Source organism: Campylobacter sp. MG1 (genome assembly GCF_026616895.1).
Taxonomy (GTDB): Bacteria; Campylobacterota; Campylobacteria; order Campylobacterales; family Campylobacteraceae; genus Campylobacter_E.
Window position 1 is genome coordinate 1 of sequence record NZ_JANYME010000021.1, and the last position, 10,814, is coordinate 10,814.

At 27.5% G+C, this 10,814-nt stretch carries 9 protein-coding genes; 3 read left to right on the forward strand and 6 right to left on the reverse strand.

Annotated features, from left to right (window positions below):
- The 3 genes from NY022_RS09390 to NY022_RS09400 form a co-directional block, all read left to right on the forward strand.
- Positions 1 to 1,640, forward strand: a 1,640-nt coding sequence (locus NY022_RS09390; RefSeq protein ID WP_267525590.1) for a hypothetical protein, incomplete at its 5' end; no start/stop codon positions are given.
- A gap of 132 nt (positions 1,641 to 1,772) precedes the next feature.
- A complete protein-coding gene (locus NY022_RS09395; protein ID WP_267525592.1) occupies positions 1,773 to 4,787 on the forward strand; it encodes a FecR domain-containing protein in 3,015 nt (1,004 codons plus the stop codon).
- Between the two features lie 30 nt (positions 4,788 to 4,817).
- Positions 4,818 to 6,680: a FecR family protein gene (locus tag NY022_RS09400; protein WP_267525594.1), complete on the forward strand. Its 1,863-nt coding sequence runs from the start codon at positions 4,818 to 4,820 to the stop codon at positions 6,678 to 6,680.
- A gap of 3 nt (positions 6,681 to 6,683) precedes the next feature.
- On the opposite strand, the gene NY022_RS09405 is transcribed toward NY022_RS09400, so the two are convergent.
- The 6 genes from NY022_RS09405 to NY022_RS09430 all read right to left on the reverse strand — a co-directional run bounded on the left by NY022_RS09405 (position 6,684) and on the right by NY022_RS09430 (position 10,731).
- Positions 6,684 to 7,106 (reverse strand): hypothetical protein, encoded by a 423-nt coding sequence (locus NY022_RS09405; protein ID WP_267525596.1) that lies wholly within the window; start codon positions 7,104 to 7,106, stop codon positions 6,684 to 6,686.
- A 125-nt stretch (positions 7,107 to 7,231) separates the two neighbouring features.
- On the reverse strand, positions 7,232 to 7,684 hold the full coding sequence (locus tag NY022_RS09410) for a Dps family protein (protein ID WP_267525599.1): 453 nt from the start codon (positions 7,682 to 7,684) through the stop codon (positions 7,232 to 7,234).
- A gap of 167 nt (positions 7,685 to 7,851) precedes the next feature.
- Positions 7,852 to 9,207: a CitMHS family transporter gene (locus NY022_RS09415; protein WP_267525601.1), complete on the reverse strand. Its 1,356-nt coding sequence runs from the start codon at positions 9,205 to 9,207 to the stop codon at positions 7,852 to 7,854.
- A gap of 172 nt (positions 9,208 to 9,379) precedes the next feature.
- Complete coding sequence (locus NY022_RS09420; RefSeq protein ID WP_267525603.1) at positions 9,380 to 9,835, reverse strand: type II secretion system protein; 456 nt, start codon at positions 9,833 to 9,835, stop codon at positions 9,380 to 9,382.
- 2 nt (positions 9,836 to 9,837) lie between these two features.
- Positions 9,838 to 10,203 (reverse strand): hypothetical protein, encoded by a 366-nt coding sequence (locus tag NY022_RS09425; protein ID WP_267525605.1) that lies wholly within the window; start codon positions 10,201 to 10,203, stop codon positions 9,838 to 9,840.
- A gap of 84 nt (positions 10,204 to 10,287) precedes the next feature.
- The gene (locus NY022_RS09430) at positions 10,288 to 10,731 is read right to left on the reverse strand and encodes a type II secretion system protein (RefSeq protein WP_267525609.1); all 444 of its coding nucleotides are present in this window, start codon (positions 10,729 to 10,731) and stop codon (positions 10,288 to 10,290) included.
- Positions 10,732 to 10,814 lie beyond the last annotated feature (83 nt).

The following is a 10,814-nucleotide window of genomic DNA, read 5'->3' on the forward strand; positions in this document are numbered from 1 at the left end:
ATAAAACAATCGCTATGGTTGATAATAAGATAAACAACACAAATAATAATAATTCAAATAATAATACAACTAATGAAGAAAATAATAATTCAAACAATCAGTCTAAACCTAATACAGATACTACACCGGTGCCTAATCCAGTGCCTGATACTACGCCAGTGCCTGATACTACGCCAGTGCCTACACCGGTACCAGACACTACTCCAACACCGGATACTACACCAGTGCCTAATCCAGTACCTGATACTACACCAGTAAATCCTAATGATAAATACTTTACTTCAAGTGATAAGGGGGTTTATTATTATGATAATATGGGGACTATTAATGGAGATGGTATAGCAGCTAAATTAAGCTTACAAGATAATGAAATTAATATATATGATAAAAAAGTTACTGATAAAGAAATAAATGAATTTAGAGCATATAAAATCAAACAAAACGGAGACTCTAAAACACTAACAGTAAAAAGATATGAAAACAAAGAATATATCACAAAAGATTATAATATAACCGGAACAGGAATGATGATTGCTGAAGGTGAAAAATCTACTTTTGAAGGTCATAATACTGATTTGGGTTCAGGTGCTATTAATCTAAAATTTGATAAAAACGAATTTCAAGGTAATATATATGATGATGATACACACAAAAAAGGTATCACAAATATAGATTTATCATCTAATCCTGATAGTAAAGACATTTTTGATGATTTAAGTAAACAATGGGACGATTTTTATAAATCAATTATGATAACAAAGACAAATAATACAGCATATTATGTAAATGGTAGAAATTTCGCAAAACTATATTTAGATTCAAACGGTAACTCTCAACTAGAATATTATACTATAAATGAAAAATTAAGCGATGGAAGACAAGAATATTCTGTAACCAAAACCACTATAGATAATAATAATAAAATTACAAAAACTTATGACGATTCATTTAATAAAACTTCAACTACGATTAATAACGGGAATTATAAAGAAAGCACTGGAGCATTTGCTGGTTCAATAAATCAGGATAGGATTGAATATAAAGCTAATATAAATAGCTTATTATTAAACAAAAACGTTACAAATTCTAACAATGATGAAAAACTAACAAAATCAGATAAAAGTGAATTTGATAAAAAACAACAAGAATGGGAAGATATAAGAAAAAATAATTTTAATAAATTATATGGATTAGGTGATTATAAAAATTCTAAAAGAGATTTTTATTATGAAGGTGGCACTCAAGCAACTGGAACGACCTACGCACATTTAGAGCCTAGTGAATTAAAATTATCAGTATTTCACGAGCAAGATACCAAAAAAATACTTATGCAAATTCAAAATAATGAATTAAAAGGTAAATTTAAAAGAGGTTCAGAAAAAATACAAGAATTTGGAGAACCCTTAGGAAGTGATAATGAGCTTTCAAAATATGATTATGATGATTTTAAAATAAAAATGGAAGCGTCAACAAAAAGCGAGAGCAACAAATTAAAATTTGACGGAAATAATAAAGAAGCTAATATAAAAGGTGAAGTTTTAATAAATGGCGAAACGCATGAATTTGAAAATACTGTTAAGGAAAGTATTAATTCTTCAAAAATTAACGAAAAAATACAATCACTCGATACTCAAAATTAATCATATGATAAAATATAATCTTTTTTAAGATTATATTTTATTTATAAAATTTAGATATAATAGCAAAATTTATACCACCCTAATAAAAGCGTTATTTTATTATGGGGGGGGGTTAGGACTAAGGAATTAATAATGAAAAAACTAATATTATTATTAAGCATAATAACACTAAGCTATGCTAGTGTAGGAAAGATATCAGCTATTAGAGGTGATGCGTTAGTAGTATCAAGTAATGGAAATTCTACTAAGGCTATATTAAATCAAGAATTAGATGAAAGTGATATTATAAAAACACTAGATAATGCTAGATTACAAATAATATTTAGTGATAACACAATAACAACTCTAGGTAAAAATACTACATTAGAGATAAAACAATACTTAATAGATGGAAAGAATTCTAAAGTAAATTTAGAAGTTAATGAAGGAAGTTTTAAAGTTATTACAGGTGAAATTTCAAAACTTGCTAGAAATAATTTTAAGCTTAAAGCACATACAGCAACCATAGGTATTAGAGGAACTATATTCATAGGTGAAATAAGTAATAATGTAAATAAACTTGCTTGTTTGCAAGGTGCTATTGATGTTAGAGTTGGGAATCAAGTAGTAGTAATAGAAGCAGGAAAACAAGTTAATACAAACAAAAACAAATTAGGGCAATCACAAGAAATAAATTTAGATGACTTTACATTTACAAACTCAGAAGATAGCAATAGCGACTTTGATTCAGAACAAAATTCATCTCAAAGCTCAACTGGTGTGGAAAATACTGAAAATTCCGATAAAAATAAAAAAACAGAATCAGTTAAAAACAACATAACAAGCATTGTAAATAATAGTGCAAGTAATTCAGACACAAATATACCTAATACTGACAACTCAACAAATACGGATAACGGGAATAATCAAGGAACAACTAATCCAAATGGTGGCAATACTACAAACCCAGACAATGGCAATAACCAAGTAAACCCAGATGAAGATGCTACAACTACTCCAAATGAAAACGGTGGTGAAGTATCTATACCTAATGGAAATGGTAATTCACAAGGTGGAAATTCAGATACTTCAATAGATGGAGAACTAGCTAATCCAGATAATAACGCAAGTAATTCAGATACAAATATACCTAATACTGATAACTCAACAAGTACTGATGGTGGCAATAATCAAGGAACAACTAATCCAGATGGTGGCAATACTACCAACCCAGATAGTGGTAACCAAGAAACTACAAACCCAGATAGTGGTAACAACCAAGGAACAACCAATCCAGATAATGACAATAGCCAAGTAAATCCAGATGAAAATGGTAATAATCAAGGAACAACTAATCCTGATGAAAGTGGTGATGAAAATAAAGGAGAAGTAACAAATCCAGATGAAAATGGGACAACCAATCCAGATAGTGGTAATACTACCAACCCAGACAATAGTAATAACCAAGTAAATCCTGATGGAAGTGGTAATAATCAAGGAACAACTAATCCAGATAGTGAAAATAAAGTCCCAAGTGAAGGCGATAATAACGCAAGTAATTCAGATACGAATACACCTAGTACTGACAACTCAACAAGTACTGATGGTGGCAATAATCAAGGAACAACTAATCCAAATGGTGGCAATACTACCAATCCTGATAGTGGTAACCAAGAAACTATAAATCCTGATAATGGCAATAGCCAAGTAAATCCTGACGAAAATGGTAATAATCAAGGAACAACTAATCCTGATGGTAGTGGTAACGAAAATAACGGAGAAGTAACAAATCCAGATGAAAATGGGACAACCAATCCAGATAGTGGTAATACTGCCAACCCAGACAATGGCAATAGCCAAGTAAATCCTGATGGAAGTGGTAATAATCAAGGAACAACTAATCCTGACGAAAACAACACTACAAATCCAGATACCAATAATGGTACAAATGACAAATTAGAAGAAGAAAAAGATAAAATAGAGTGGATACCTTTAGAACCAGCTAAAAAAATAACTTTTGATGAAAATAATCTAACAGGTAATTACTATTATTATAGCAAAGCTGGAACCACAACAATAGCTGCTAATATAGATTTTGATAACAAAAAAACAACTATATACGAAATCGCGGTTGATCCATATACAAATGCTTTGAATAGTGCTAAAAAATTTATGACATCCGACAAACCATTAAATATTACCATAATTAATAATTTTAAAAAAATGCAAGGTCAAATAATAACAAGTCATTATATTTTTAGCGACAATCCAATATCTAATGGAAAATTTATTTTAAATAATGGTATCATAGAGGCTGATAAAAACAGTATGACAATTAAAGACAATACACATGTTCTATCAAATATTAATATGATATTAAATCAAGGAAATAAAGACATATTTAATAAATTAGAGTTAGATTATAATAAATTGGTTAATTTTAATAAGTTTAAATTATTTGCTAATAGCAATAACGAATTTGCCTTAAAACTGTCAAATGATGATTTGCAATATTATTTTAACGATAATAATAGATTAGAATACATAAATTTAACTGATTCAAAAGTAAAAATACAAAATTATGATAAGACAAGCAAAGTGTTTGAAGAAAAATTATATGACAAAACAAATGAAACATACACTGAAGATAACAATAATATTATGATAACTTTAGGAGAAATAAAGAAAAATATTTTTAAATCTAACACCACACCATCTACCTTTGTTAACAATAACTATAAACATTGGTATGAAGTTAAAGATATGTATTTTGATTATGATAAAAGCAACAAAGAATATTATTACTCAAATGATATAACATCAGTAAAATTATTACCATTTGAAAACTATCTAGGTGCTTATGAGAAAAGAAATTTAGATGAAGTATTACTTGAAATTTCTAATAATAAGCTAAGAAGTATTAAAAATAATCAAAGATTTGAAGACATAAATATCAAAAATTATGAGAAAAAATTAGGTGAAAGCATCCAAGAGATGAAAGCTAATTCAGGTAATAATTTTATTAATTTTGATGCAAATGGAACTAAAGCAAATATTGATGCAAAAGTTAATGACATTGAAATTAAAGCTAATGATTTAGGTAGGATAGAAGACAAAATTAAAATTGAGCAAATTGACAAAAATATAAACAGATTACAAGGTAAATAATAAAAACTTACCTTGTAAAAGGAAGTAATAATGAAAAAACTAATATTATTATTAAGCATAATAACACTAAGCTATGCTAGTGTAGGAAAGATATCAGCTATTAGAGGTGATGCATTAGTAGTATCAAGTAATGGAAATTCTACTAAGGCTATATTAAATCAAGAATTAGATGAAAGTGATATTATAAAAACACTAGATAATGCTAGATTACAAATAATATTTAGTGATAACACAATAACAACTCTAGGTAAAAATACTACATTAGAGATAAAACAATACTTAATAGATGGAAAGAATTCTAAAGTAAATTTAGAAGTTAATGAAGGAAGTTTTAAAGTTATTACAGGTGAAATTTCAAAACTTGCTAGAAATAATTTTAAGCTTAAAGCACATACAGCAACCATAGGTATTAGAGGAACTATATTCATAGGTGAAATAAGTAATAATGTAAATAAACTTGCTTGTTTGCAAGGTGCTATTGATGTTAGAGTTGGGAATAATGTTTCTTTAATTCATTCAGGTAAGCAAGTTAGTATAAAAAATAATAAAATTACAAATATACAAGATATAAGAATAAATGAATTTGATATAGCTAAGACAATAAAAGATAATAACAATGATGAAACTGATAATAACAAAGATAGTAATAAAGATAATAATTCACAAAGCAATAATAACAAAGTAAAAAGTATAACATTAAGTAGTGCATTAGATACTAATTATACAAATAATACTGATAAAAACATAGACAATACTAATCAAGATGATATCCAAGATAAAACAATCGCTATGGTTGATAATAAGATAAACAACACAAATAATAATAATTCAAATAATAATACAACTAATGAAGAAAATAATAATTCAAACAATCAGTCTAAACCTAATACAGATACTACACCAGTACCTGATACTACTCCAAAGCCAGATACTGCACCAGTGCCTAATCCGGTACCAGATACTACACCAGTAAATCCTAATGATAAATACTTTACTTCAAGTGATAATGGGGTTTATTATTATGGAACAAAATCAAGCAATAATCAAACAAATGCTGAATTAAATTTATTTAATAGAAATTTATCAATATATAATAAAACTAATGATGATAACGGTACTATGATTAAAGAAATGGTTTTAAACGGTGCTAACGGCACTTACACTATTAAACATAAATATGAAAAAGATAATAATATATTTAATACACAAACCCCTACTGGTAATTTAAATTATAGTTCATTAGATGGTAAGACAAATTATATTATAAAAGCACCAAATACCTCTGAATTAGTTAATGCAAACAAAGAAAGTATAATAATAAATATATTAGGAGAAAATTTTAATCTTCAAAAAGACAATAATGTCAACTATAATGCTATAAAAAACGAATGGTTAGATTACGAAAAAAATATAAATAAAGATTTTGATTCTAATAAAGATATAAATTATTTTTATGAAAACACTGAAAACGCATTAATGATAAACCCAAGTTCATCAATTTTAAGGGCTTATGTAACGATTAAAGAGCTAGGTAGCACAAGCGTTTTAAAATTAGATGTAAACAAATCTATTTCTAGTTTTATATTACATAATAATACTACTAATAAAAACTATGATGGCAAAATAGATTCTGGATTAATATCAATAGATCCGACGACATCTTTTAATGCAAATAATATATCTTACAAAGCCTATGCATCTCCAGTAAATGACAATAAAAGAGATTTGAATCTTACAACAACTATATATAATGACAATACAGCTAAATTAGATGGATATGTTATAGTAGATAAAAAACAATATAACTATGATACCGGCAGTATGAAAGCATCGCAAAATAAAAATTCATATATTGAAAGAGAAAAGAAATTTAATGAAACAATATCTAATTAGCAACTAAATATTCGCTAATTCTGATATTAAACTTCTTAATTTATCATTAGTATATTCAACTTCATCACTACAAGTTTTAGCTATACCTATACAAAGGTTTAGCATATTAGATTTATCTATAAAATCATATTTATCAATGGTATTCATACATAAAAATGTATACAAAATAACCTTTAAATTTGGGACTTCTATTATATATTTTTTATTTTCAAAAATAATACTTTGTTTTTCGCATTGTTGTCTTAATGTATTAGCTATTTTTTCTTTTAATTCATCATAAGGAATATGTGGGAAATCTTTTGCTATCATATTTATAAAATTTTTATGATAAAATCTATCGTTTTCACTTTGCATATATATCTTATCATCATCAAGCATTGTTTTTAATTCTTCTAAAATTTCAACCGCTCTATTATAATCTCTCATAATATAATCCCTTACTTTATCATTAGGGAATATTATAAATTTTTAAAGTTACAAAGATAATAATGTTTAAAATATTTAATAAAAATATAATAATTGTAAAATAGGCTCAAAATGAGCCTATCAAATTATTTTACGCAGCAACTAGTAGCACCTGTGCTTCTTAACATCCATAATTCTTTTTCATAAGATGCTATTTTTTCTTGAGCATAAGCAGCTGTTGTAGTATCATTTTCTTTTTCTGCAGCTTCATTTAATTTGTGAAATTCAGCCAAAAGATATTTATAATCTGCTTCAATCAAACCGATTAATTCAACTGGCTCAAAGCAAGTTTTATCAGTTTTAGGTGCTTTTGCTAATTCCATTAATTCTTTAGGACAAACTATAGCTTTTTTATTTAATTGTAATAATCTTTCAGCCATATCATCAAAAATTCCGGCAAAGCTATCATAAGCTTTTTCTGTGTATTCATGAAGTGCAAAAAATTGTAAACCTTTTACATTCCAATGATAATTATGGAATTTTAAAAATAATGCGTGAGCATCAGCCTGTAATTGTAATAATTGTTTTTCTACTGACATTTTGTCTCCTTTAAAATTGATTTTCCTTATTATATAAGATAATAGTAAATGATTATTATTAGTAAATAATAATTTTTATTATTTAGATTAAATTTTACAAACTTTTGAACTAATAAACATATTTATCAGCACTAAAATAATATTTATCTAGCCTAAGCTAGATAAATTTAAAATAATTGTGGAATTATACCTGCAAAATATCCAAAAATTAAACAAATAATACTAATTCCCCAAATATAAAAGAATGAGCGTTTTATATGATCTTTAATAGCCACATCAGCAAGACCGCATCCAAGTAATGTAGCAGGGACAACAGGGCTTATAAATGTAGCACAGTTTCTAGCTAAAACCATTATAATAGCGATATTTACTGGGTCTACTCCAAATGCTTGAGTAACACTTAAAACTATAGGCATAACACCATAAAAATAAGAATCCGTGCAAAATATTAAAGCCATAGGAACAGCCGTTAAACCTACAGCTAAAGGAATTAAAAATCCGTATTCATTAGGAACTAAGGCAAGGATTGAAGCTCCCATTTTATTCATAATACCACTTTTATCAAAAATACCTATTAATATACCAGCACCCATTAATGTAATATACATCATAATAGCACCACCACTTGCTTTATCAACGACTTTTTTAGCAATTTTTAAATTAGGATAATTAAGCAACAACGCAACAGAAAAACCTATCATAAAACAAAAATAACTAGGTAAAGTTCCTTCAACAAGCACAGCTAAAACCACTATTAATATAAGTAAATTTACCCAAAAGAATTTATCATTATGAAATTCACTTTTTTCTACATTTAGTTTCACACCTGCTAAATTTCCACCAGCACCTAATTTAATCTCCTGTCTTGCTACCCAAATAGCTAACACTAACGCTAAAACAAGACCTAAACCTTGCATAGGCATTAATTGATGCCAAAGTTCATTTGCATCTAATTTAGCAACACTAGCAGCTCTAAGAGTTGGCCCTCCCCAAGGAAGAACATTCATAACACCCATAGCAGCAGCACATATTAATAAAAGCGATGATTTTCTCATACCAAGTCTTTCATAAATAGGTAGCATTGCTGGGATTACAATTAAAAATGTAGAAGCACCACTTCCATCAAGGTGCGCTAAACAAGCCATAACAGCAGTTAAAATTGTAATTTGATAAATATTTGCACTTATTTTACCTAATAAGAAATTTATAATCCTAGTAAAAAACCCACTAGCACTAAGAACACTAAAAAATAAAATAGAGAATACAAATAACGCAGCTGTACTAGTTACACTTTTTACACCATCTTTTATAAGATCAGCTAAAACTTTTAAAGTAATAACTTCACCTTTTACTCCAAGTGCTTTTCCCACTCCAAAACCACACAAATCAGCTACAAATAATATTATAGCAACTACCAAACTAACTAAAATAAAAGCTATAGCAGGGGTTGTTTTATCCTTAAGTAATAAATATACGATTAAACCAAGCCCAACAAAGCCAAGTAATGATAAAAATAAATCCATTCTAACCTCCGAACTATGAATGATAACAAAAAGAATTTATTTATGTAATAATTTTTTATATAAATTTTAATAAAATATTACTTTTTGTAACATTTTAATATAATAATTTATTTTATATCAATTTTTTAATGTATTTTTTAATAGTTTTTTATCAAAATTAAAGATTATAAATTCAATAAACCCCTACAACTCCACCGACGGGTATATAAACAATATCGCTTTTAGATATATTAGTAAAATTATTATTTGTTTTTGAAATCCTACCTGTTAGGATATTAGTAGTTGATGAAAGGCTTAAGAATTTTTTGCATAATGTATCAGTGCTTATATTTTTAACCACTATATAATATTCATCTACACTTATTTCTAAGCAATTATATTTTTCTATATTAAAGTATTTGTTATCCTTTAATCTTTGTGAAGTCATTTTATTTATATCATCATTAAATTTAGATTGTGCTGTGTAATATGATGCTAATTCTCCTATTAATGTGGCTAAATTTTGTGCTGATTTAGTAATAACGGCATCATCTCTAGTTGCATTTAGCTTTGAGATTGCGACTGCTGCTAATGCTCCTAATATTACTATCACAAATATTAGTTCTATCATTGAGAATGCTTTTTTCATAATTATTTTTGATTATCTTTAACTCTTTGTTCGTATTCTATAATAAGGTCTTTAATTAAACCTTTATTTTCTTCTGTTACTTTTATATATAGGTCTGAATTTAACAAGCCTTTAAGCAAAATTAAAGTTAAATTATCATTTAAATGCAAAGGACAATAAGCACTGCCTTGAACGGGATAAGCGTTGTGTATCATATCTCCATTTTCATCTCTTACTTCTCTCCAATGAATTCCTACTGCGTTCTTTATACCATATCTATGATAATTAGAACAAATAACTTTCATTCTACAATCTTCATAAAGAACTGCAACATCTTTTATATTTCCCCAAGTTTTTGCTAGAGTTTTGTTTTTATTTTTATCTGACACAATTTCCTTCTTTAGAATTTAAAAATACCTAGCTAACATAGCTAGCTAGGTATAAAGTTTGCAATTCCTTAAACACATTAAGGATTAGTTAGTTGTAGCGTTAAAATTAACTCCACTAGCACCTACTGTTATAGTTCTACTTGCACTAAAATCTCCACCTATGATATTTTTAACTGAATCTAAATCTTTAAATGAAGTACAAACATTATCGGTATTACTTGCATCTGCAGCAACAACAATTGTTCCAGCAGCGCTATCTAATGTAATAGTAGCACAAGTTTTACCTTTTACTTGAAAATTACCATCACCTTGAACATTTGTCATATTTCTCCAATTAGCTGTATCAAATTGTCCTTGTGCTGTATAATAAGATGTTAAATCATTTATAACTGTAGCAAAATTACTTGCTGCTTTAGCTACTTCAGCGTCATCTCTAGTTGCATTTAATTTTGGAACTGCAACCGCTGCAAGAATACCTAAAATTACGATTACGAAAATCAACTCAATCATTGTAAAGCCCTTTTTCATGGGTCACTCCTTAAAAAATAAATTTCACTTTATTTACACAAATGTAAAAAAAGTTAGGTTATTTTATTTAACACGAACTTAAA

Bases quoted from the DNA above. Each gene is read 5' to 3' on its own strand.
- NY022_RS09415 (WP_267525601.1), bottom strand. From the start codon at position 9,207: ATGGATTTATTTTTATCATTACTTGGCTTTGTTGGGCTTGGTTTAATC.
- NY022_RS09430 (WP_267525609.1), bottom strand. From the start codon at position 10,731: ATGAAAAAGGGCTTTACAATGATTGAGTTGATTTTCGTAATCGTAATT.
- NY022_RS09410 (WP_267525599.1), bottom strand. From the start codon at position 7,684: ATGTCAGTAGAAAAACAATTATTACAATTACAGGCTGATGCTCACGCA.
- NY022_RS09400 (WP_267525594.1), top strand. From the start codon at position 4,818: ATGAAAAAACTAATATTATTATTAAGCATAATAACACTAAGCTATGCT.
- NY022_RS09395 (WP_267525592.1), top strand. From the start codon at position 1,773: ATGAAAAAACTAATATTATTATTAAGCATAATAACACTAAGCTATGCT.
- NY022_RS09420 (WP_267525603.1), bottom strand. From the start codon at position 9,835: ATGAAAAAAGCATTCTCAATGATAGAACTAATATTTGTGATAGTAATA.
- NY022_RS09405 (WP_267525596.1), bottom strand. From the start codon at position 7,106: ATGAGAGATTATAATAGAGCGGTTGAAATTTTAGAAGAATTAAAAACA.